The 24,089-nt window shown below is 40.3% G+C and carries 13 protein-coding genes; 6 read left to right on the top strand and 7 right to left on the bottom strand.

The features are described from left to right. Genes EHW67_RS03225 through EHW67_RS03205 form a run of 5 tightly spaced genes read right to left on the bottom strand, consistent with a single transcriptional unit; the run spans position 1 to position 9,974 of the window. Positions 1 to 3,321 carry a DUF5107 domain-containing protein gene (locus EHW67_RS03225; RefSeq protein WP_126160926.1) on the bottom strand — a complete coding sequence of 1,107 codons (3,321 nt, stop codon included), beginning with the start codon at positions 3,319 to 3,321 and terminating at the stop codon, positions 1 to 3. Between the two features lie 52 nt (positions 3,322 to 3,373). Next, on the bottom strand, positions 3,374 to 6,205 hold the full coding sequence (locus EHW67_RS03220) for a sugar-binding domain-containing protein (RefSeq protein WP_126160925.1): 2,832 nt from the start codon (positions 6,203 to 6,205) through the stop codon (positions 3,374 to 3,376). A gap of 20 nt (positions 6,206 to 6,225) precedes the next feature. Further along, complete coding sequence (locus tag EHW67_RS03215; protein ID WP_126160924.1) at positions 6,226 to 6,945, bottom strand: SGNH/GDSL hydrolase family protein; 720 nt, start codon at positions 6,943 to 6,945, stop codon at positions 6,226 to 6,228. Next, positions 6,942 to 8,342, bottom strand: coding sequence for a sugar porter family MFS transporter (locus tag EHW67_RS03210; protein WP_126160923.1), 1,401 nt, complete (start codon positions 8,340 to 8,342; stop codon positions 6,942 to 6,944). The genes EHW67_RS03215 and EHW67_RS03210 overlap by 4 nt, the downstream gene beginning before the upstream one ends. Positions 8,343 to 8,384: 42 nt before the next feature. After that, a complete protein-coding gene (locus EHW67_RS03205) occupies positions 8,385 to 9,974 on the bottom strand; it encodes a sulfatase (protein ID WP_126160922.1) in 1,590 nt (529 codons plus the stop codon). Positions 9,975 to 10,463: 489 nt separating this feature from the next. Between EHW67_RS03205 and EHW67_RS03200 the strand changes: the two genes are divergently transcribed. The 4 genes from EHW67_RS03200 (at position 10,464) to EHW67_RS03180 (ending at position 20,179) form a co-directional block, all read left to right on the top strand. Further along, positions 10,464 to 11,348, top strand: coding sequence for an AraC family transcriptional regulator (locus EHW67_RS03200; RefSeq protein WP_126160921.1), 885 nt, complete (start codon positions 10,464 to 10,466; stop codon positions 11,346 to 11,348). Positions 11,349 to 11,805: 457 nt separating this feature from the next. After that, a complete protein-coding gene (locus EHW67_RS03190) occupies positions 11,806 to 14,901 on the top strand; it encodes a SusC/RagA family TonB-linked outer membrane protein (protein WP_126160920.1) in 3,096 nt (1,031 codons plus the stop codon). Between the two features lie 29 nt (positions 14,902 to 14,930). After that, positions 14,931 to 16,520, top strand: coding sequence for a RagB/SusD family nutrient uptake outer membrane protein (locus EHW67_RS03185; RefSeq protein WP_126160919.1), 1,590 nt, complete (start codon positions 14,931 to 14,933; stop codon positions 16,518 to 16,520). 101 nt (positions 16,521 to 16,621) lie between these two features. Then, positions 16,622 to 20,179 (top strand): VCBS repeat-containing protein, encoded by a 3,558-nt coding sequence (locus tag EHW67_RS03180; RefSeq protein WP_126160918.1) that lies wholly within the window; start codon positions 16,622 to 16,624, stop codon positions 20,177 to 20,179. Positions 20,180 to 20,319: 140 nt separating this feature from the next. Here EHW67_RS03180 and lysS read toward each other — a convergent pair whose 3' ends face one another. Further along, entirely contained in the window at positions 20,320 to 22,011 is a 1,692-nt protein-coding gene (gene lysS, locus EHW67_RS03175) for a lysine--tRNA ligase (RefSeq protein ID WP_126160917.1), read from the bottom strand. Positions 22,012 to 22,194: 183 nt separating this feature from the next. Here lysS and EHW67_RS03170 point away from each other — a divergent pair, with 183 nt between their 5' ends. Together EHW67_RS03170 and lipB are read left to right on the top strand one after the other, a co-directional pair. Beyond that, positions 22,195 to 22,350 (top strand): YqaE/Pmp3 family membrane protein, encoded by a 156-nt coding sequence (locus EHW67_RS03170; RefSeq protein WP_126160916.1) that lies wholly within the window; start codon positions 22,195 to 22,197, stop codon positions 22,348 to 22,350. Between the two features lie 45 nt (positions 22,351 to 22,395). After that, complete coding sequence (lipB, locus tag EHW67_RS03165; RefSeq protein WP_126160915.1) at positions 22,396 to 23,112, top strand: lipoyl(octanoyl) transferase LipB; 717 nt, start codon at positions 22,396 to 22,398, stop codon at positions 23,110 to 23,112. 247 nt (positions 23,113 to 23,359) lie between these two features. On the opposite strand, the gene EHW67_RS03160 is transcribed toward lipB, so the two are convergent. After that, complete coding sequence (locus EHW67_RS03160; RefSeq protein WP_126160914.1) at positions 23,360 to 24,064, bottom strand: TapB family protein; 705 nt, start codon at positions 24,062 to 24,064, stop codon at positions 23,360 to 23,362. Positions 24,065 to 24,089: the final 25 nt, after the last annotated feature.

Here is a 24,089-nt window from a genome sequence, read left to right as displayed (position 1 = left end):
TTATAAATCTTGATATTGCTGATTCCATGTTTCGGCCATTTTTAAATGGATAAATGCTGGCAAATGATAATTGTCTTCGTTCATGACCTTTGTAAAAGCAGAAATAGCTTTTTCGGTATTTCCTAGTCCCAATTCTCCAAGACCTATTAAATACTTACAATGTATTTTGTTCCGCACATTCAAATCTTCGTCCCAGATCAATAGGTCTGGTAGGGATACGGCAAAATAATCCAATTTAACGTTGTCATTTATATGCTCCTTGCCGTACGAAATCAAATTTTTGAACCGATGTTCTGCTTCTTCGTTTCTTCCCAATTTCCTTAGGGCAAGTCCTTGGTAAAATATTTTGTCAGGTTGTTGGTCGTTATAAAATAATGCTGGACTGGGGTCACTTAGCCCTTGGGACGCTATTTCCCAGTTTTCTTTCGCTTTTTGTGCTTCGCCAAGTTTTTCATATACACATCCCAACCAATAGAAAATATCATTTTCCTGAGATCCGAACAATTTTCCCTCCCCCAAATTAATAGGATACATCTGGGCCGCTTCTAAGTGCTCTATGGCTTTCTTGGTACTCCCAGATAGTAGCATTTTTTTAGCTAATTCTGTATGAATGGTAATATACTGAAAGGGAACTTTGCCTTCTCCGCCTTCCCAAGGATGAAACTGTCTTTGATTCAGTATTGACAAGGCCTTCTCAAAGTTGCCTTTATAATTATACAGAGCAATGCGTTCCAAATAAAGATCGTCTCGGGAGTTGGTCAAATCGATATTCTTTTCCAGAAGCTCAAGGCGCTCATTCTCCGAAACGTTTATTTTTTTATATAGTTGATCCAATTCCATTAGCAAGCGTGCATTATTGGAGTCCAACTCAAATGCCTGTTCCAAAATATCTCGGGCCAACTTTTTTTGGTCTTTCTTATTGTAATATAAAAGGGCTAGGTTGCGCTGACAGATAGGGTTTTTGCTATCAAGTTCCAAGGATTTTTCCCAACACTCTTCAGCATTGCCGTACTGTCTACAGGCGTACCAGAAATTACCTAGATAATATGGAGCTTTTGAATCTTCTGGATTTAAAGCCATGGCTGCTTTTAAGACGACCACTTCCTCCAAGCGATTGGGGAAACAGTAATCGGACGGCATCCTTTGTGCTAAATCGTACTGTTGTTTTGCTGCTGAAAGGTCGTTATTTCGTTCATAATACCATCCCAGGCAGTAAACTGCCATTGGGTATGATTGTTCTTGCCCGTCGGTAAAGATCTTCATTAGGGAAATGGCTTCCTCATAGCGTCCTGCTTGGGCATAATCCAATGAAAATTCGATGTAATTGTGTACATAGTTTCGCAACAATTCCTTGAAAGAGGCTAAATCTTCCATGTCTCCGCTCAACAAATATTTTTCATATAACACCCCAAAATTGAATCCATCAATGGCCAAGGAATCAGCAATACACTGCTTAGCTTCATCCCTTCTGTTCATTTTTCTTAGTAATATGGTCTTTAGATGGCGTGCTTTGTGATTGTGCCAGTTTTTAATCAATGCCTTGTCTGTCAATTCCAAAGCTTTTGTGAAATTTCCTCGTTCACAATCTATTTGGGCAAGATGAAAATAACCGGCATCCTGCCAAGCAGCATTCCAGCAAGCTTTATAGAAAGCATCGTACGCTTTGTTGTTTTCACCCAAATACTTTAGGGCAAGCCCTTTGTTGAAATAGGGTTCGCCATCATATGGATTCGGGTTGTGTTTTGTTAGGGTTGCAATAGCCTTGTCAAAATAGGGGATTGCTTTGTTGAATTGTCCTCGTTTTAGGTTCCAAAGTCCCATTGCATTGTTATTTCGTACGTCATTGGGCTCCCTTGATAATGCCTCCAAGTAGTATGCCGTAGGGTCATAGGTAGCGTGCCTATACTGTTCTAGATGCAGCCCTCTCAGGTATAGTTGTTCTATACTTTTAATCTCACCAGGCTGTTTTGCTGCCTTGGCAGGTTCCGGAATTTCTTGATTGGAATAATCCTTTGGGGACCATGATACCAAGACGTGGCCATTTTGATCCTTTAGGGTTGCTGTTAGATCTTTATACACGGCCTTATCCACAGATATGGTTTGTTCAAACCCGTCTTTTGGACTTAGGCTTACTTTTTTATCCAATATCTCCGTTTTGGCATGTGATAAGTGCACCGTGCAGTCTGGGTAAACAGAAGTCACATAAATTTTAATGGTTACCTGTCCTGCTTCCAATTCAAGGTTCAACAGAGCTTCCTTGGTAGCATTCTTGACTACGCCCACATTGTAATAGGGCATGAAATACTGTTTAAAGCTCTTTTCCTCGTAGGGGTGAAGCCATGAAAAATCGGGTTGGTTATCAGTATATACACCGCACATCAATTCTATGTAGGGTCCATCCGCATCGGTAAGATTTCGATCCCAAGCTTGTCCAAAATCACCGTTGCCCCAAGTCCATTGCTTTTTACCTGGGGATACATGGTGGTCGGCAATATGCAACAACCCGCCTTTTGTATCGTTTTCATACCCCCCTACAAAATCATATTCGGAAGTGATGGCCATATAGGATGTGGGTACCGGAATATTTTTATATCGGGAAATATCGGTGCCAGGGGAGTAATCTACCTTGTAGTATTCCCCTTTGGCAATTGGGAATTCGGAAACATCCCTTTTTCCATGGTCAAATACGGCATTTACATCTGGCGGAAAAACAGATTGGTAATGGTCATTGACTGCAACAGCGGGGTTTGCCCACCATAAAAACGTTTGCGGATGCGGAGTGCGGTTATATAGTTGACCTTTTATTTCCAAATAGGCCTTGTCCGGGTGTAAGGTGAAACCGGCCATACCCTTGGTGCGGAACATGCGTTCCACTTCACTAACCCAGACCGTTTTGCTCCCATCTTCATTTTCCTCAATGGAAAAGTCTACGGGATCATAGGTGCTGGGGCGATGGTGCTGTGGCCAATTGAATTCAATACCACCGGAGATCCAAGGCCCGGTAAGGCCTACCAATGCAGGTTTTATAACATGGTTGTAATAGACAAAATGACGTTCTCGTATTTTGTCATAAGCCATCTGGATTCTACCACCCAAGGCTGGTAGTACCATTATCTTGATGTAGTCGTTTTCCAGAAAGACCGCATCCCATTCTTTATCTATTTTTTCGTCACTAATCTGTTCAACCACTGGATGTGGATAAACAGATCCACTACTGGCCTGATATACACGTTTCTCCAAAAAAACGGGATATTTTTCAGGTTCCCCCACTTCGTAGGTAGGAATTACTACTTTCTCTCCCCAGGCTTTTACTGTACTCATATCTGCATTTCATTTAGTTCGACACAAAGTGTCGAATCATTAAAACATCTTTTTAATAAGTGAACAAACTTTTTATATCATCAGACTCCATTGTGATCGCTGGATCGAATTGGTCACTGCTCATATATTTTTTTAAACTATATAATAACTGACGGGCTTCTGGTCTTTGCGCTAGATCTGAGTGCAAATCAATACCGGATACCAATAATTTGCCCTTTCCTACCTTTACTTCAAAAAGCAAGGCTGTTCTGCGATTCTCAAACCAATCGTCTACAATACGTACAATAGGTACTAGATCTGGAGTAAAGTCGTCCAATACAATGGCATTGGAATGGGACATAGCGTCCCACCATTGCCAATTACTGTGATATTCGGTTGGGAATTCTGATAAGGCAGGATGTTCAGGATTAGTAAGAATTCCCAGGGTATGTGGTTTTTGGCCATTGGTCCATGAGGTGTTCCAAAAAATACTGGAGAAGCCCACACCAATATCGCCACCTTTTTTGGGCGCTATATCGCCTTTGGTGATGTTTAGAAGTATATTGCCTCCATTTTTCAGATGGTTGATGGTACGTTCATCAAATTTTTGAACTACCATAATTTGGTCCACCTTCGCAATAGGTTTGTTTTGGGCCGGATATACCCATAAGTCCCAACTGTTTTTGTGCTCCCCAACGCGAACGGTCAACACCAATTTTTGGGCACGATCGGATTTGTTCAAATCCACCGAAATTTCGCCCAAATTAAATCCGTTTCCTATAGGGATGTTTGTTTTAGTAAATTCCCCTTTGGCATATAAAACGCCATTTTTATCGGATAGTTCCCAGGTTGGGGTGATATCGTTCAATGGTGTTGCTCCGTAATGGGCAACTTCAATGTTGGTTTTTAGAGTTTCGTTGTTCAAAAATATGCGTTTGGCAAGTCTGGCCAACGGCACTGTTTCGGAATTAAATTCCCGGAACTCATCGGCTGTTACATATCCTTTTTCTTCCCAAAAGGCGTCCAAAACACCAACAAGCGCTGTGCCTTGACCAGGAAAATCATGGAGATCCAATAACTGAAAACCTGCCATTTCCTTGGTACGTAGGGCGGCTTCAATATCGGCCTTATAGCAAAGTACTTGTAATTTACCCGAGGCCAGCAATAGGCTATCTGCCAAGTGCCCCAGGTGATTATCTTCCAAGGTCTCTTTAAATATCTCAAAGTTTTTAGGTTTTAAGACCCCAGTGTATTTTGACATTTCCTTGAAATTGGGGTACGCACACCATTGGCCCATTTCATGACTTACATAAGGCATTGGCGTTTCTTGGATTAATTGATCATAATCGAACTCCGTCTGTGGTGGTTCCGCATTGATTATACTATTAAGTTCTTGTGCCCATCCTTGGATGCGGGGCCCTTTATGATTGTAATAATCCAAATTATCCAATAAAGGCCAGCCAGCCCCACTGGTATATAACCTGCGGTTATCCATATTCTTAAAATGCTCCACAAAATCTTTTAGGTATGCCGCGTGGTTATCCCCGGAAGGCTCGTTGCCATATGCCATCATTACAAAGGATGGGTGATTGCCATAAGCATTTATGATAGCCTCGGCCTCCTTGTAAATCCATTGGTCTATTGGTTTTTCATCACCGATGTTGGCCCAGGCCGAAGCTTCTACCTGAATATAGACGCCCATTTCATCAGCGGCCTCAAAAGCAGCCTCTGGTGGGCAATAGGAATGAAATCGCATATGGTTTAATCCATAATTCTTGATAGTTTTTAGAATGCGCTTCCACTCCTCCACATTGGTGGGCGGATACCCAGTCAATGGAAATATGGAACATTCCAAGGTTCCGCGCAGGAAGACAGGACGGCCATTCATGGAAAAGTGCTTACCATCAACTTTAAAATCACGCATTCCAAAGGTGACCTTTTTTTGATTAATCCCTAGTTTTGATTCCAGTCGCAACTGCATGGTGTACAAGTTAGGATTGAATTCATCCCAGAGTAGAGGAGAATGGCCCATTGGATACTCTATTTCAAACCGCCCCTCGGAATCGATATCAATCTTCTTGATTGTTTCTGGTAAATTCTTTTGCGAGCCGTTCACTTCGCGGGCTTGCAGAATAATTTTACACTCTTGGGCACTCCCTGAATAATTTCTCAGTTCCCCCTTAACGGTAACCATTTTGCGGGCCACATTTGGGAAGATTTTTATGTTTTGAAAGTTAATAGACGATGTGGCGGTCAATTTAATGTCACCAACAATACCGTTCCAGTTGGTCTGGGTATTGTCTGAAATACTGTGAGCATCAACACCAGGGTCAATGTCTTTTACCCTATTGTCCACTCGTATGGTAATGGTGTGTTCGCCAGGAGTCAAATAGTCCCCTAAATTGTAATCGTGTGGAGTTCCTAGGCTATTTTGCGTTCCTATCTTTTGTTGATCGATCCAAACGGTAGTTTCCCAATGAGCACGTTCCAAATGTAGATTGATGTGCTGGGTGTTCCAAGATTTGGGAATGCTAACTTTCCTCTGGTACCACGCGGGCCCGGTATACACTTTTTCGGGGCTTAACCAAAATGATACTTTGATGTTGCCAGGCTGCCGGTATTTGGCATATTTTGGATCTTTGTACCACAGGCTATCGTTCCACATATTGCCTGTCCAATGTGTGTCTACAGTTATATCGTTGCCTTTGCCATTTTCGGCCATGGAGCCGGGTAATTGAACGCTTTCTATTAATTTTTTGGTGTACCATTGTTCCTTTACTCCTTGGTCCAATGAATCAATTTGAAATTGCCACTCCCCGGATAGATCTATTTCTTGACTTTGCTCTTGCTCACAGGAAGAAAATACTAGAAATATAATAGGTAGAATTAAAAGTTTGAATTTCATTTTTTGTGTTATTAGGATAATTATTTTGATTCTGAATTAAAAAGATCCAATATGGCCTTGGCAACCACCTGATGGCCTTTTTTGTTGATGTGATTGCTTTGGGCCATATAGGTATTTAATTCTTCTGTTTTGGCTATTTCCTGGAACAACCTATAACTATCTACCAATCCTATTTTATACTTCTTGGCCAATTGCCTGATCTGAACACTATGCTTAGCCAATGGGGAATTAGGGGATTGAATGTCTTCATTTAGATCTGGAGTAGGGGTCAATAAAATGACCTTGGTCCCATAGGCTATTGCTTCCTGAATCATTTTCTCCCAGGCCTCCTTGGCACTTTTTAGGCTAATTCCTCGATCGTTTAGGGCGTAATCTATAAAAAGTACATCTGGTCTATGGCTTAGGACATCCTCTTTGAAGCGTCTAGCCCCTTGTACGGACTGTTCCCCGCCAATAGAAGTGGTTATGGAATTGACTACGGCATGGGGGTATATGTCTTTAACGTTTTTCAGGGTCAAGTAAGGGTAGGAATCCAGGGTGCTTACATGAGGTGTTTTAAAATAACCCGATGGCACGGAATGCCCATGAAAAACTAGGTTGATAGTTCTGTTGGCTGGCCATTTTTTTTGCAGTTCGGTTTTTATTGGGTTCAAGTAAGTAACTGAATCCTCAATAATTTGTGCGCTAGATCTTGGGGAGTTGATTACGATCAGCAGAAAAAGGATGTAATGTGTTTTCATTTTGCTTTTGTTAGTTCGGTTTCTATCTCTTCCAAGCTCTTCCCTTTGGTTTCGGGTAATTTCATTTTAATAAATATGAAACCTACTACACATATTACACTATAGGCCCAAAAAGTTCCATAAGAGCCAAGAGTACTGTTCATAATGGGAAAGGTAAACACAAGTATAAAAGAAGCTACCCATAGGGAAAAGGTGGCTATGGACATGGCCACACCCCTTAAACGGTTAGGAAATATCTCGGACAATACCACCCATGTTATTGGTGCCAATGACATGGCGTAAATGGCTATAGCGGCAATCACTAAAAGCAATACTGGCCAACCAGTAAACTCCATATAGTAAGCCGCTCCTAAAACGGCATATACTATTCCCAGCCCCATAGAGCCCAACAGCATTAATTTTCGGCGTCCCCATGTATCAACGGTTCTCATGGCAACAATGGTAAAGATTAAATTAACACTGCCCGTGATCACGATGTTAAATAGCATATCCCCAACACTATATCCCGCGGCCGTGAAAATTTCTTCGGCATAATTAAAGATAATATTGATACCGCACCATTGCTGAAATATGGCCAGTACAATTCCTATTAACACTATGGGTTTTACCTTAGGACTTTTGAAATCGGAAAAACTAATTTTATTGGCACTGCTCGCCTTTAGGGTTAGGCTTATGTTTTTTAACTCCTGCTCTGCATATTGTACTCCACCAATTTTAGATAATACCTTTTGTGCTGCCGAATTATTATTCATTTTCACTAGAAATCTAGGACTTTTTGGAACAATGAACATTAGTGCAAAAAAGAGCACTGCGGGAAGCAGCTCTGCCCAAAACATCCAGCGCCAGCCGATTTGCCCATTCCAAGAATTTAAAATAACCTCTGGAGTACTGCCATTGGGGATAGCTTCTGCGATAAAGTAATTGGCAACTTGGGCGGCCAAGATACCGATGACCAAGGTTAGTTGATTGATGGCCACAAACTGGCCTCTGTATTTGGCGGGCGCAATCTCCGCTATGTACATTGGGGATAGGGTAGAAGCGAGGCCAATACCCAATCCGCCTATGAGTCTATAAACTATAAACAGTGTAAAATTATCTACATATCCAGTACCAAATGCAGATATAGTAAAAAGTGCTGCCGAGAGTATTAAGGGTATTTTACGACCAAAACGGTCTGCAACAAATCCAGATAGTACGGCTCCAAAAATACACCCAATCAAAGCGCTGCTCATGGCCCAACCTTGCAGGGTTGGCATAGCGCTAATGCCAAAATAAAGCTCGTAAAAAGGTTTTGCCCCTCCTATAACTACCCAATCATATCCAAATAAGAACCCTCCCATGGCAGATACCAATGCTAAAAAGAGTAAATAAGGAAAATTAAATTTTGCACTTTCCATAATTCTTTAGTTTAGGGATAAGTTACTTGTTTTCATGTTCAATCAATCTTTAGTTAACTTACTATCGTACCAATTCTCGTTAGGTTGAAAATCCTTTGTTAAAAAATCTTTGCGTTGTTCTTCCAATTTTGGAAGCATCTCAGCTTTTCGTTTTGCATAAAGTGCTTTGGCTGCAGTGGCATCGTAATTGTGGTGTTTGGAAGGAAGATTGGCCCCAACTTCTTTTAAATAGGTGTCAAGTTCGTTTCTTAAACTTTGGGCCAACAATTTGTTACTGCTGTGTACATCTTTCTTTTCTCCGGGATCGACTGATAAATTGTAAAGTTCATCACGTCCGTCTTCCCAATAATGTATGAGTTTCCAGTCTTCCTTTCTAATAATGCTAACCGGTTCGCCACCCTGATTTCCGTAATGTGGATAGTGCCAAAACAATGGTCTTTTACCAATGGTTTCCCCTTTCAGTAGCGGCACTAAGCTTATTCCGTCCAACAATTGGTTTTGGGGCTTCTCAATACCTGCAAGATCTAATAGGGTGGGATAAAAATCAATTCCGGAAACAGGGTAGTCAATTGACTTTGGACTATTTTTTAACATAGGGGCTTTGATTAGGTAAGGTTCCCTGATGCCTCCTTCCCATTGATAGCCTTTACCTCCCCTCAGCGGAAAGTTTGTGGTTGAAAATGCATCTCCGCTAGCCACACCACCATTATCCGATGTAAATATTACAATGGTATTTTCATCTAGGCCAAGTTCCTTTAGGCTGGTTAGTACTACTCCCACTGCGTCATCCATAGTTTCAATTAGACCGGCATAAATTGGGTTGTCCTGTACCGTACGTATCGGCAAGATACGTTCCATTTTATAGCCCTTATCGGGAATACCTTGAGCTTCCGCTTTATCTCGGTACTTTTTCCACTTTTCCTCAGTGGTTTCTATGGGGCCGTGTACCGCATAAAAAGAAAGAAAGGCGAAAAATGGCTCATCTTTGCTTTCTGAAATAAAATTGGCTGTTTCCTCTGCCAATCTCATTGTTAGGTTTTCCCCTTCGTACTTGTAATCCAGTTTTGGGTTTTTCCATGGGGCGTAGTATCCACCTTTTGGAGTGCCAACTTCCCATCCGCCCTTATTAATTTCAAAGCCGTTATTTTCCGGGGAATAGGGTTCATCTCCCAAATGCCATTTTCCTGCAAAAAAGGTTCTGTATCCCCCCGCTTTTAGCGCTTTGGCCAAGGTAATGCTGTTTTCAGGTATAGCATGTACATATTCTGGTGGCAATACTTTGGTATTGTGTGTTTGGCCCCATTTTTCCCCTGTTGTTGCCCCAATCCAATCCGTTATTCCATGACGTGCCGTATTTTGTCCGGTCATAATACTGGCTCTGGACGGACTACAGACCTGGGCGGCCGCATAACCTTGAGTGAAGTTGACGCCTTCCTTTGCGATGGCGTCTATATTTGGTGTTTCATAATATTCACTGCCAGCGTAACTCAAATCATGAGCCCCTAGATCATCAGCAAGAATAAAGACTATATTAGGATTTTTACTATGGTCGATCAACTTCTTACCCTTGCAGCTTGTTAAGGTTGCAAGTATAAGGGGTAAAGTTAGTTTTAATAAATTTTTTAATTTCATATTATTTATCCCTATAATCAATAACTAGGATTTTACTCCAGATTGGGGGTTGTTAAATGTTGAGTCACTATTTACAATTTTCCTTGTTTAATGATAAGGAGACTAGGTATGAACTGGGTGAAACCTAGACCAATAAATCTTTTGACAGGAAGCATAGGGTCAGTAGTTTAAAGCTACTCATGCTCTTTGGTAATTTCAAAGCTAAGATTTTCCGATTTTTGTTTTCATACTTGTCGTTTGTTGGGTTCCATTTTTTATTTCCACTGTCCATTTAGATTTTTACATTCTTGTAAATGCTTTATGAAAGCATGGATGTTAATTTATATAATGGACATTTATTTAATGTTATGTTTTTTGTCCAAAAAACATAATAATCCAATTTATACCTACATTAATTAAGTTTTAATAGTAATTTTGTGTATCAGTGTCTTTGATTTTCAATATTAGTTATTTTCGAAAGGCGAGAACATAGACAAACTATATTAAAACATGGATAATTATACTATAAAAGATGGGTTTATGGGGCAGAAGATGATTGTTCTTCCTGAAAGTATAAAAACGGGGCTGAAAACGAATATCATCACGAAAAATTTCTATATAACGGATATAGGGTATTATCCAAAAGCCAGTTTTCATCACAGAATACGGAAAAAAGGTGCCGATGAATTTATCTTAATATATTGTACGGAAGGACAGGGGGAGTTGACAATTTCTGGTAAACAAATCCTTGTTCTTCCGAATCGCTTCTATATAATACCTAAAAAAACTGCGCATAAATATAGGGCCGATGAACTTAATCCATGGAGTATATATTGGATGCACTTTGACGGGATTATTGCCCAAAGTCTAGTTGATAGATACCGGTCCAATCTTAATAGATATGAAATTGTGCCATTCGATAGCAGTCGGATTGAACAGTTTAATCAAATATTCCATATTCTAAGTAGCAATTACGTAATGCCAAGGCTGGAATATGCGAATATTTTGGGATTGAACTTTTTAACTTCTTTTGTTTATTTAGAAATTGACCGATCACTTCAAGTGAATGACCGGAATGACCTTGTAGATAATATTATAGATTTTTTGAGTGAAAATCTGGATAGATCACTAAAATCGGATGATATTGCCAAAGAGTTTAATTATTCATCATCCTATCTTTTCAACCTTTTTAAAAAAAGAACGGGATATTCCCTTATTCATTTCTTCAATTTAAAAAAAGCCCAAAAAGCTTGTGAGTATCTTAATTATACGGATTTAAGTGTCAAAGAAATTTCCTTTAAAATGGGTTTTGAAGATCCACTATACTTTTCTCGACTTTTTAAAAAGTACATCGGTGTTTCCCCAAAGGCTTACAAGTCTAAACAGAATGGCTGAAAATCCGTCTGGGTTTTATACTATTTACAAGGAAATACTAACCCGATCAACATTTTGTACGCTTTTGCCAAGAGGGTACTTTTTCAATAAAATAAAACAATAATAGTGCATCCGGTTCTAAAAAAAGCCAAGACATTTAATTTAAAAATAGGTTTAAATGACCACAAAGGGTACTCAGTCTTTTTTACGGGTGTATTAAAATGGTATTTTATAGTGAGGTGTAGTGGTATTTTGTTAAGATGGGCAGTCTATAATTGATATATTCGCAATTAATAATAAAATAATCCATATCAAAATAAAATTGTCCATTTATAAAATTGACAAAACCTATTACTATTGTTCCAAATTGTGTAGAAGTCCAATTCTATTTTAAGGTTCTCTACTTTTCAACATTCTTTATTTACAGTATAGGTTACTGGTAAACCTAAATTTAACTAACAACTAAAAACCAACTCAAATGAAGTACACTTTGCTCAAATCATTGTATTTAAGGCGCGGATATTTATTCGTGGCCTTTTTCTTAATTGGTTTTGCCGCGGTGGCACAGGATACAGTTTCTGGAACGGTCACCGATGGAGAAACCAACACCCCGCTGCCTGGGGTAAACGTAATAGCCGGAACGTCTGGTGTAATCACGGACTTTGATGGGAATTACGAATTGAATATTCCCGAAGGGGTTGACATCTTGGTCTTTTCCTCTTTAGGTTTTGCGTCCCAGGAGGTTGCTATTAATGGACGTAGCGTCATAAATGTGACTCTTGAGCCACAATCCCAAGCCTTGGACGAGGTGGTGATTGTGGGATATGGTACCGTTAAGAAAAGTGATCTTACAGGGTCAGTCTCCTCTATTGATGGGGACTCGTTTAAGGAACTTCCGGTTACATCCGTAGATCAGGCTATTCAGGCCAGGGCACCAGGTGTACAGGTTACCCAGGCGTCTGCCGCTCCAGGTGGGGGGGTATCTGTTCGAATTCGTGGTTCAAACTCCATCAATAGTGGGAGTGAACCTCTTTATGTAATAGATGGTTTTCCAATTTACCCGGACAACGATGCCTATGGTGCTGGGGGTAATAGAAGGGCTTCCAATGCACTTTCCTCTATAAATCCAAATGACATACAATCCATTGAAGTGTTGAAAGATGCTTCGGCGACTTCAATATATGGTTCAAGGGGATCCAATGGGGTGGTTCTTATTACAACAAAACGAGGAAAGGAAGGAAAGGCAAAAATTAGTTATGAAGGGTCCTATTCCACTCAGACAATTACCAATTCCATAGACGTTTTAAACGGTTCTGAATTCGCGACCTATTTAAATACACTTGAAACCAGTCAAGGAGGTGCGCCTATATATTCACAAGAGGAGATAGATGCTTTTGGAGAGGGGACCAACTGGTTGGACGAAGTTACAAGGGTTGGAATCATTCAAAATCATCAACTTACTTTTTCTGGAGGAAACGAGAACTCTCGTTATGCCTTGACAGGAAATTATCACGAGAATGACGGTATTGTTAAAAATACCGATTTCCAGCGGTATGGTATTAGGCTTAATTTAGACAACAATGCCTTGAACGATTTCCTTAATATAAGCTCCAGTTGGGCAATTAACCGTACGGAGTCCAATAATGCCCCTACAGATCGTGGAGGTCCAGGCGGTATTATTATCACGGCTTTGGGGCTAGATCCTACCGTTCCCGTGCGCAATGAGGACGGAACCTTTGCCTTGGCTTCTTACGACGGACGTTTTTCTATAAATCCTTTGCAGGAATTGGAATTTGCCACTGATCAGGATATTACTACGAGAATTTTGGGTAATACTGGTTTTACCTTTAATATATTGGAAGGCTTAAAGGCTAAGACTAGTATTGGGGCCGATATCCTTAATGTAAATCGTACCAGTTTCTTTCCTTCCGTCAACACAAGGTTGGGTAGGGATAATGCCGGAGAGCTTACCTTGGCAAGTAGAAATTCTTCCAATTTCTTGAATGAGAATATTCTTACCTATAATAAGCAAATTGGCGAGAAGCATTCCATTGATGCCGTTGTTGGGTATACCTTTCAAAAAGAAGTTAATAAATATACGAGTACCACCACAAGGGGTATAACTGCAGCATCTGTTGACCAGGCTACACTGCAGGGAGGACCGGATATACTAACACCTTTTTCTAATAGAAGGGAATGGTTGTTGGAATCCTTGTTGGGAAGAGTGAACTATAACTATGATAGGAGGTATTTGGCCACTGTTACCTTTAGAAGGGATGGATCATCCAGATTTGGTAAGGAAAATAAGTGGGCAAATTTCCCATCAGTTGCATTAGGTTGGAATATTGCCAACGAAGGATTCTTTGAGGATTCCCAATTATCCGAAAGTATAAACAATCTTAAGTTAAGAGGTAGTTGGGGATTAACGGGTAACTCTGAAATTCCCGTTTATAATTCCTTGGCCAACCTTAACGAATACAATTACGTGTTCAATGGTGGTTTGGTTTTGGGACTTGCAGATGGCAGATTGGGAAATCCAGACCTAAAGTGGGAATCTACCACCATGACCAATATTGGTTTGGATGCTTCCTTCTTTAATGACAGGTTAAACCTAACCTTGGACTATTTCTACAATCAAACAGAAGATTTATTACTTTTTGTGACCATCCCCAGTAGTTTAGGCTTCGAATCTATCCTGAAAAATTCTGGTTCATTGGAAAACAGAGGATTTGAAGTTGGTCTGGATGGTTATGTAATTAACAGTGATGATTTTAAATGGAACGTTTCAGGAAATATTTCCATTTTGCGAAATAAACTCCTAGATCTTGGGGATAGCACCCCATTTTTCTCTAGCTCTACCAGTGGTCACCTAGGTGTTGACGGCAGTTGGGTAGAAGCAGGTAATCCTATTGGTGTTTGGAAAGGTTATGATTACATCGGTATATTTCAATCTGAGGAGGAAATCGCAAGTAATCCTTCTAGATCTGGTGATAAGCCTGGGTATCCACAATATAGGGATGTGAATGGTGATGGGGAAATTACCCCGGATGATTATGTAATTACGGGAGATCCCAATCCCGATTTTACATGGGGCCTAAATTCGACCTTAAATTACAAGAACTTTGACATGGGTATTTTCTTTAGGGGGTCGCAAGGTTTTGATGTAAGAAACCTACAGGCTTCGGAAATAGGAGATGGGGTGCAGAAAATAAATCAGCTTGCAAATATATTGACTGATTCTTGGACACCGTCCAATACAAGCGCTTCAAGACCTGTAATAGATGGGAACAGGGATTTTGCAAATTCTTATAGGGATTCCGATTATTTTATTGAAGATGGGTCCTTTATAAGGCTACAGAATATCTCCTTAGGATATACTGTTCCCAATATCCAAAAGTACATTAGTAAGGCCCGGGTTTTTGTAAGTGCTCAAAACCTTTTTACCATAACGGACTATAGTGGCTTTGATCCTGAGGTGAACAATAGAGGGCAGAATAATTTGAACAGAGGGGATGACTATGACGCCTACCCCCGTTCTAGAACAGTAACTGTAGGAGTTAACCTAGAATTTTAGTATATTAATTAAAAGAAAAAAAGTATATTATGAAGACATATATAAGTAATAGGTATAATCGGCTCCTCTTCTTTTTTGCCTTGGCAATAGCGCTTGTGGGGTGTTCGGATTTAGATGAGAATCCCGACTTTACCACTCAGGATAATTTCTTTGCCACAGCAGAGCAGTTGGAGCTTGGAGTCAATGCGGTTTATGACGGGATTGGTTATGGAAGTGATTGGTTTAACCATTATTACGATCGATTTGTGTTCGAATGTCTTGTTGGATATCAAGTTGGTTGGGAAAAGGGACCCTTGGATTTTCAGAATGGAAATGTAAACCCGGGTGATGATTACATAGCGGCCTACTGGCGGATATCATATGAAAATATCAATAGGGCCAATGCTCTTATCCAAAAGGCAGATCAACTTAAGGCGGACGGGGCGCCCAATACCGCCTTGATAGACAGGGTAAAGGCGGAAGCCATGTTTTTAAGGGGCTTTTACTATTATAACTTGGTTCGATATTTTGACAATATACCTGTAACCACGGAAAAGACCGAGAGTGATAAAGACCTTCCTTCCAATGAAAATGGAAAAAGGTTGGCATTGGATTTAATTGAAGCCGATTTAAATATGGCAGCTTCCCTATTACCGGAATCCTACGATTCTGGAAATATTGGTAGGGCCACTAAATGGGCTGCGTTGGCCTTATTGGTGAAAGCTTATCTACAGGATGAAAAATGGGATGAGGCCCGAGTAACGGCAGAAACCATTATGAACGAGAGTGGCATGGTACTTTTTGATGATTTTTCCCAAAATTTCGCCGTAGCCGAAGAAAATTCAGGTGCACGTATTTTTGAAGCACAAGTCTCCGCCTCGGCCAATGCCAGTGAAAACCAGAACTATCATCAGCACTTTATTCCAGGAGATCTTCCCAATGATCTTGGAGGCGTAGGATGGCATTGGATTAATTCTACTCAGGCATTCAGGGAAAAATATGATCCAAATGACAAGAGAATTGCGGGTACTTTTATTAGTGAGTATCCTACAACTAGGGTAGGGCCAAATAGTAGTGGTGAAAGACCAGTTGTTAAATGGAGTGCCGATGCATCGTATAATTTAAGTCGTTTTGGAGGAATGGTTTCTGCAGATGCTGATCCCAATAATCCAGATGAACTTATTTTTGGTAATGGTTGGTCAGCTAAATACACAGAAATGGGCATATCCAATGCAAACCTAACCGAGAAAAATATAGTATATCTGCGATATGCCGATGTGTTATTGGGCCATTCGGAGGCGGCCAACGAGAGTGGTACCGGAGACCCTTATTTGGGTATAAATTTGGTGCGGGATAGAGCGGGACTAACTCCTCTTTCAGGGCTTAGTCAAGAGGCTTTAAGGGATGCTATTGTAAATGAAAGGGTATTGGAGTTTGCGATGGAGTGTGAGGTTTATCCAGAACTTAAAAGAAAAAGTACTTTCGGAGGTTCGCCGGACTATTTGGGCGATTATATCCAAGAATTTATAGATACTTATGATGTGGACCGTACGCTTAAGGCTAAGGATTACGTGCTACCCATACCGTTAAACGAGGTGTTAGGTAACCCCAATGTTACCCAAAATCCTCAATATCAGTAGTTTTTTTTGAGTTAGTTGAGATTTTTTAGAAAAACCTGTCCTCACCGACAGGTTTTTTGATTATTAAATGGTAATATTAATAGGAGAATCCTTAATTTTTAATGATGCTAAAGTTAGTTAAAATAGCCTTATTGCCTTTCTTGTTCATTCAATTATCGTCCTGTGTGGATAAAAAGGCTGGAGATGAAAAGGAAACAACGCAAAAACCATTATTTGAATTGGTGCCGGCTACTATTACCAGCATTTCCTTTAACAATCATATTGAGGAAAATGATAAGTTTAATATGGTCGATTTTTTTTATGTGTACAATGGAGGTGGGGTAGCCATAGGAGATATTAACAATGATGGTTTGCCAGACATCTACTTTAGTGGGAATATGGTTGGCGATCGGCTGTATCTGAACAAGGGGGGGCTTAATTTTGAAGATATTTCAGACAGTGCAGGAATCGTTATTCCAGGATGGTCTACTGGTGTTACAATGGTGGATGTTAATCATGACGGACTGTTGGATATTTATGTGTGTAGGTCCGGGAATTTCAATAAGGATAAACGCAAGAACCTTTTGTATGTTAATCAGGGAAATCTAAAATTTGAGGAACAGGCCGAAACCTATGGCATTGCGGACACAGGCTATTCCACTCAGGCAGCCTTTTTTGATTATGACAAAGACGGTGATCTGGATATGTACTTGCTTAATCATACCAATGAAATACGCGATCCTAATAATGTAAGACCTCTAGTAAAAGACGGTACTGGCCCAGCCAATGATAAGTTATATCGCAATGAGGAATCTAGGGGTAAAAGGATACGCTTTACCGAGGTTGGTAAACAAGCTGGTATCGTTTACGATGGCCTCGGTCTTGGCCTTGGCATTGCCGATGTAAATGGAGATGGATGGGAAGATATTTTGGTTACCAATGATTTTATATCCAATGACTACCTCTACATCAATAAAAAAGATGGGACATTTGAAGAAATGTCTAAAACCTATTTAGATCATGTGAGTCATTTTAGCATGGGTAACGATATTGCCGATTTTAACAATGATGGATTGGAGGATATTGTTACCATGGATATGCGCCCCAGAGACAATTTTCATGAAAAAAAAATGTCTGGTCCATTAAATTTTGACTTATTTGAGCGCACCTTGCAGCAGGGATATATGCCTCAATACATGAGGAATACCCTTCAAATAAATAATGGAACCTCCTTAAATGGTCATCCGTCATTTTCAGAAGTTGGACAATTGCTTAATATAGATGCAACGGATTGGAGTTGGGCACCGCTTTTTGCCGATTTTGACAACGATGGTTTTAAAGATCTTTATGTAACCAATGGGTATTTAAGAGATATTACGGACCTAGATTTTATTAACTACACCGGATCCTTGTCGGCCAATGTCTCAAAGGATAGCCTTGATTACGTTTTAAAACAGAAGGCAAGGGAAATGCCTTCCATAAAACTGTCAAATTTTTTGTTCAAGAACCGGGGAGATTTAAGTTTTGAGGATGTTACGGAGAAATGGGGCCTTCAAATACCATCCCTGTCCAATGGTGCGGCCTATGCAGATTTGGATAATGATGGTGATCTGGATATAGTGGTGAACAATATTAACGAGGCTGCTTTCTTATTTGAAAATAAATCCAATGTTGTTTTGGAGAATCACTACTTGAATATTCATTTAAAAGGCGATAGTTTAAACCCAATAGGTTTGGGAACACAGGTAAGTTTGTTTCAGAAGGGTAAACAGCAAACAGTAAGACAGGCCTTAACAAGGGGGTATCAATCATCTGTGGACAAGATAGTGCATTTTGGATTGGGTGATACGGAAATGATAGATAGTATTCTTGTGAGTTGGCCCGATGGTGCAGTGGGTAAAGTACTCAATCCACTACCAGATCGGGAAATTACCATAAGTAGAGACGAGGCTTCTGAGGACTTAGCTTCCAAGAATACCGTAGGAAATAGTAGTTTGTTTAGAGAGATTAGCACCAATTTAAAGTTGGATCATCTACATGAGGACAAGGTGTACTATGATTTTAACAGACAGTTTTTACTCCCTCATAAGCATTCCAATCAAGGACCTGGGTTGGCAGTTGGAGATATTAACAACGACGGTAGGGATGATTTTTTTGTTGGAGGAGGATACAATAGTAGTGGAACGCTTTTTTACGGTACGGCCGATGGTACCTTTAGAAAAGAATTGTTGACCCCCAATGAAAATGAAAAATATGAGGAAGATACCGGTGTATTGTTTTTTGATTATGACGGGGATGGTGATCAAGATCTATACGTTACTAGTGGAAGCAATGAGTTTTATGAGGGGTCGGAATATTATCAGGATAGATTGTATGCCAATGATGGACAAGGAAACTTTAGCTTGGATAAACAGGCATTGCCAAAAATTGTGGCCAGTGGGTCTTGCGTGAGGGCTGCGGATTTTGATAAGGACGGTGATCTTGACCTCTTTATAGGTGGTCGATTAACACCCCTAAAGTATCCATTGCCGCCCAATAGTTATTTGCTGGAGAACAACAATGGAAAATTTACGGATGCCACCAATAAATTGGCGCCATCTATAAGAAAGGTGGGAATGGTCACCGATGCGCTTTGGACGGATTATGATTTGGATGGAGATACAGATCTAATAGTTGTAGGTGAATTTATGGCAATCCAATTCTTTGAAAACCAAAATGCGAAGCTTGTGAATAGTTCGGGAAAAATTGGATTAACCTATACTTCTGGATGGTGGAACAGTATAAATGGCGGTGATTTTGACAATGATGGGGATATGGACTATATTTTGGGTAACATAGGTTTGAATACAAAATATAGCGTTTCCGCCAACGAGCCATTAACTGTTTATGCCATGGATTACGACAATAATGGCAGTTTAGATCCAATTATGTCATCATATAATAATGGTAATGAATATCCTGTTCATTCAAGGGATGACCTCATTAAACAGATTCCACAGATGAAGAAAAAATTTCCTGATTATGACAGTTATGCCCATGCTACCATGGCGGATGTGTTGTCTAATCAGGAGAAAGCTAGTTCTTATATTGCTAAGGCATTTTTATTTGCTTCTGTCTACCTCCAAAATAATGGTAATGGTAAATTTGAAATCAAAAGTCTTCCCATGCAGGCACAAATAGCCCCGGTGTACGGTATTCTTATCAATGATTATGATAGGGATGGATATTTGGATGTGCTGTTATCCGGAAATAATTACGGGACAGAAGTTGGAGTTGGACGTCACGATGCCTCTAAAGGGGTATTTTTAAAAGGGGATGGAAAGGGCCACTTTAAGAGTGTTCCTTCAAGGGAAAGTGGACTATGGTTGAACGGGGATAATAGGGGGGCAGTTTCAATTAAGGTTAATGACCGTCAGGCATATCTGTTTGGCAGGAATTCCAATGGGCCAAAAGTGTACGTGTCAGAAGTCCAACCTACTAAAGGCACTTTTATGGATGTTTTGCCAAATGTAGCAAAGGCTATTATTACTTATAAGGACGGGAAAATACGCCTACAAGAGTTCTATTATGGCTCTTCCTATCTGTCTCAATCCAGTCGGACTTTATTTCTATACGGAGAGGAAGATAAGGTTGTATTTTATGATTATTTAGGCAATGAGGTAGCTGTTAATGAATTGTAATGGCTTTGAGGTGGTAACTGATTAGAAAGAAAGCCGATAAAAAATAAAACGCCTGCAAATCCTGGCCTATAGGGCTATATTGGCAGGCGTTTTTAATTGATTCGGATACAGTCCATAGAGAAACTTACCCTAGTCCTCTATTACTTATTCAACACCACCATTTTAATATCTTCTTCGGCAACCACTTTTATTAGTTCATGTTTGGCTAGTGCCTTCATGGATTTATCCCATTTTTTGCCACTTAGTCCAGCTTTGGCCTTAAGGTCGGCCAATGGCCACTTTCCTTCTGGTTTTAATAATTCCATTATTACTTTTTCTTCCTCGCTTAACTCCAGTTGTTTCTTTTCCGGACGCATTTGGGGGAAGAACAAGACTTCCTGTATGGAAGCGTTATTGGTCAATAGCATCACCAAGCGATCAATTCCGATCCCTATACCACTGGTAGGCGGCATACCATATTCCAAAGCCCTTAAAAAATCTTGATCAATGAACATGGCCTCGTCGTCACCTTTTGCAGAAAGTTTAAGTTGGTCTTCAAACCTTTCGCGCTGATCAATGGGGTCGTTCAACTCAGAATAGGCATTGGCCAATTCCTTGCCATTGACCATTAGTTCAAAACGTTCCGTTAAATCCGGATTGCTTCGATGTTCCTTGGTAAGTGGACTCATTTCTTTTGGGTAATCTATAATGAAGGTAGGCTGCACGTAATGGTGTTCACATTTCTCACCAAAAATCTCGTCTATGAGCTTTCCAACACCCATGCTTTCATCAACCTCTATATGTAATTTTTTAGCAACTTCCCTAAGTTCCACTTCATCCATCCCGGCCACATCAAACCCTGTGTGGGTCTTTATGGCTTCTAAAATGGGGATTCTAGGGTAAGGGGCCTTGAACTCAATTTCGTTCTCCCCTACGGTAACTTTTGAAGTACCGTTGGAATCAATGGCAACCTTTTCCAGGAGCCTTTCGGTCATGTCCATCATCCAGTTGTAATCCTTATAGGCTACATAAAGTTCCATTACGGTAAACTCCGGGTTATGGGTACGGTCCATGCCTTCGTTTCTAAAATCCTTGGCAAATTCGTAAACGCCATCAAAGCCACCAACGATTAATCTTTTAAGGTATAACTCATTGGCTATCCTTAAATATAAAGGCATGTTTAGGGCATTGTGGTGCGTAATAAACGGCCTTGCAGCAGCTCCACCTGGGATGGGCTGTAAAATAGGGGTTTCCACTTCCAAATAACCGGCATCGTTAAAAAATTGGCGTATGCTATTGGTTACCTTGGTCCGTTTAATAAAATTCTTTTTCACATCCGGATTAACCACTAGATCCACATAACGCTGGCGGTAACGCAATTCCGGGTCATTAAACTCGTCATATACCTTTCCGTCGGCATCCACTTTTGGCAGGGGTAAAGGGCGTAAGGATTTACTTAAAATGGTGAAATTCTTCACCATTACGGTTTTTTCCCCTACTTGGGTGGTGAAAAGTTCTCCTTCTACACCTATAATATCACCTATGTCCAACAATTTCTTATAAACATCGTTGTACAAGGTCTTATCTTCCCCGGTACAAATTTCGTCCCTGTTAAAATAAACCTGAATGCGGCCTTCACTGTCCTGTAGTTCAGCAAAAGACGCCTTACCTTGTATTCTTCTGGACATTAGTCTTCCGGAAAGGGTAACCTTTTTACCTTCCACATAATTTTCCTTGGCATTTTTAGAAGTGCTATCTACAGGGTAAAGAGCGGCGGGATAAGGGTCTATCCCCATCTCCCGTAATTTATTTAGTTTTTCCCTTCTAATTACTTCTTGTTCCGAAAGCTGCATAATACTTATAAATTAAGGCTGCAAATATAGGTACTCTGGCTTAATCTATCAACACATAATATATAATGGTAACAACAATAATCTGGCTTTAAAGTGAGGGCGTATCAATTATTTGAATTTACCTGTAACAATCTACCTCTAATTGGGTCTAATTAATAGATGGACTATTAAATATGTAAAAGAATGGGCTGTTTTAGGGTCTTATTGGCCATAATTTTCCCGCCTTTGGCTGTTTTGGGCAAAGGTTGTGGTTCCTTTGTTATTGTTTTTTTGCTAACGCTATGTGGATGGGTCCCTGGAGTGATTGCCGCATTGGTCATTCTTAATAATCCAAATTAGGCTTCCGGGTACTTGGTTTACGGGTGGAGTTTGTATCTTTGCAAGATGAACAAAAGGATTCTCTTAGAAGATCTAGGACAGCGGGACTATAAGGAAACTTGGGACTACCAAGAGGAATTGTTTCAATCTATTTTGGATCTGAAAATAAGGAACAGAAGGGAGGGATCCCAACTGGAAACCCCCAATCATTTTTTGTTTGTAGAACACCCCCATGTGTACACCTTGGGGAAAAGTGGGGATATGGACAATCTTTTGGTAGATCAGGATTTCTTGGAAAAAAAAGGAGCTACCTTTTATAAGATCAATAGGGGAGGGGATATTACCTATCACGGACCGGGCCAGATTGTGGGGTATCCCATTTTGGACTTGGATAATTTTTTTACCGATATCCACAAATACCTGAGGTTTTTAGAGGAAATGGTTATTTTAACCTTGGCGGACTATGGTTTAAAAGGGGAACGTTCCAAAGGCGAGACCGGGGTATGGTTGGATGTAGGGACCCCTTTTGCTAGAAAGATTTGTGCCATGGGTGTACGGGCCAGTCGATGGGTAACCATGCATGGCTTTGCCTTAAACGTAAATGCCGATTTGGGTTATTTTGACCTGATGATCCCCTGCGGCATTAAGGGGAAAGCCGTGACGTCATTGAATGTGGAATTAGGGAAGAAAGAGGTGTCCATGGATGAGGTTAAGGAAAAATTGTTGAAACACTTTTCACATCTTTTTGAGGCTGAAATGTTAACGCAGGATAGGCCTTATTAACCCAAGAATTTATTAGAGGTAAATAACCTTATCCTATACCCAGTTTTATTCTAGGTCACCTGTAAATGGATCTAAGGGTGGATTTTTCGGGCACCCCATGAAGTGTCATCTAGGTATCCAGGACAATTCCGTTGAAGGCTGTATGGTTTTGGAGCCTTAATGCTTGAAGCATAACCCCAAAAAGAAATCGGCACTTGGTATTTTCTTTATTGCAATCTAGGAATCGGTTATTTGCAAAGACCAAGATTTAGTCCTTTATAGCACTGAGTACTGTGGAATTCAAAAGTTTTCCTTTTCCATTGTAGGATTCGGTCTTTACGGTGCCCACCCCTTCCGAAATCCAGCTACGATTCGGGTAATTTTTGTCTACCATCATCATCTTAGAGCGATTGTCACTGTAGATCACATAACAATCAAAAGTGCCTGCTGGGACGGTAATAGTTTCTTTCTTCTCAACTTTCCTGTTGGTCATCTCCACCTCCATTTTCATGTTCATAGCCCCCATATTAATTTTCATGCTTACGCCGGCATCAGGTAGTTCCATGCCCGGTTTTAGTTGTGTTGGCAACTCGATATCCGTACCGGTGATTTCCGCTTCCATTTCACTGTACTGCTCCATCATTTGCGTTGATAGTAGGGATTTGAAATCGATACGGATAATATTGCCATCACAGGTCATGTTATAGGTCATTTCGTACGGATTTTTTCCCTTGTCGTCCATAAATCCCATATGGATTTCTGCTTCCGTTCCGTTGGCCGTTTTCTGTACGTTTCTGAATTCTTGCCATTGGGAGCCTTCAACTTTTCCTTTTTTGTTATGGAGAGTATATTCCATACGCACGCCTTCCCTCATGGGGAAAAAGGTATCGCACATTTGGGCAAAGGATGCTCCGGAGAGGTTAAAAACTAAAAGTATTGCGAAGTTTCTTAGGTTATTTTTTAGGTAGTTCATGTGTTCTCTATAAAATTATTATTAG

Source organism: Arenibacter aquaticus, assembly GCF_003957295.1.
Lineage (GTDB): Bacteria > Bacteroidota > Bacteroidia > Flavobacteriales > Flavobacteriaceae > Arenibacter > Arenibacter aquaticus.
Note: the sequence above shows the minus strand (reverse complement) of the source record. Positions and strands in the feature narration are given on the sequence as shown.

What these genes read in the sequence shown, in the direction of transcription:
- EHW67_RS03225 (WP_126160926.1), bottom strand. Translation starts at nt 3,321, where the DNA reads ATGAGTACAGTAAAAGCCTGGGGAGAGAAAGTAGTAATTCCTACCTAC.
- EHW67_RS03220 (WP_126160925.1), bottom strand. Translation starts at nt 6,205, where the DNA reads ATGAAATTCAAACTTTTAATTCTACCTATTATATTTCTAGTATTTTCT.
- EHW67_RS03215 (WP_126160924.1), bottom strand. Translation starts at nt 6,945, where the DNA reads ATGAAAACACATTACATCCTTTTTCTGCTGATCGTAATCAACTCCCCA.
- EHW67_RS03210 (WP_126160923.1), bottom strand. Translation starts at nt 8,342, where the DNA reads ATGGAAAGTGCAAAATTTAATTTTCCTTATTTACTCTTTTTAGCATTG.
- EHW67_RS03205 (WP_126160922.1), bottom strand. Translation starts at nt 9,974, where the DNA reads ATGAAATTAAAAAATTTATTAAAACTAACTTTACCCCTTATACTTGCA.
- EHW67_RS03200 (WP_126160921.1), top strand. Translation starts at nt 10,464, where the DNA reads ATGGATAATTATACTATAAAAGATGGGTTTATGGGGCAGAAGATGATT.
- EHW67_RS03190 (WP_126160920.1), top strand. Translation starts at nt 11,806, where the DNA reads ATGAAGTACACTTTGCTCAAATCATTGTATTTAAGGCGCGGATATTTA.
- EHW67_RS03185 (WP_126160919.1), top strand. Translation starts at nt 14,931, where the DNA reads ATGAAGACATATATAAGTAATAGGTATAATCGGCTCCTCTTCTTTTTT.
- EHW67_RS03180 (WP_126160918.1), top strand. Translation starts at nt 16,622, where the DNA reads ATGATGCTAAAGTTAGTTAAAATAGCCTTATTGCCTTTCTTGTTCATT.
- lysS (WP_126160917.1), bottom strand. Translation starts at nt 22,011, where the DNA reads ATGCAGCTTTCGGAACAAGAAGTAATTAGAAGGGAAAAACTAAATAAA.
- EHW67_RS03170 (WP_126160916.1), top strand. Translation starts at nt 22,195, where the DNA reads ATGGGCTGTTTTAGGGTCTTATTGGCCATAATTTTCCCGCCTTTGGCT.
- lipB (WP_126160915.1), top strand. Translation starts at nt 22,396, where the DNA reads ATGAACAAAAGGATTCTCTTAGAAGATCTAGGACAGCGGGACTATAAG.
- EHW67_RS03160 (WP_126160914.1), bottom strand. Translation starts at nt 24,064, where the DNA reads ATGAACTACCTAAAAAATAACCTAAGAAACTTCGCAATACTTTTAGTT.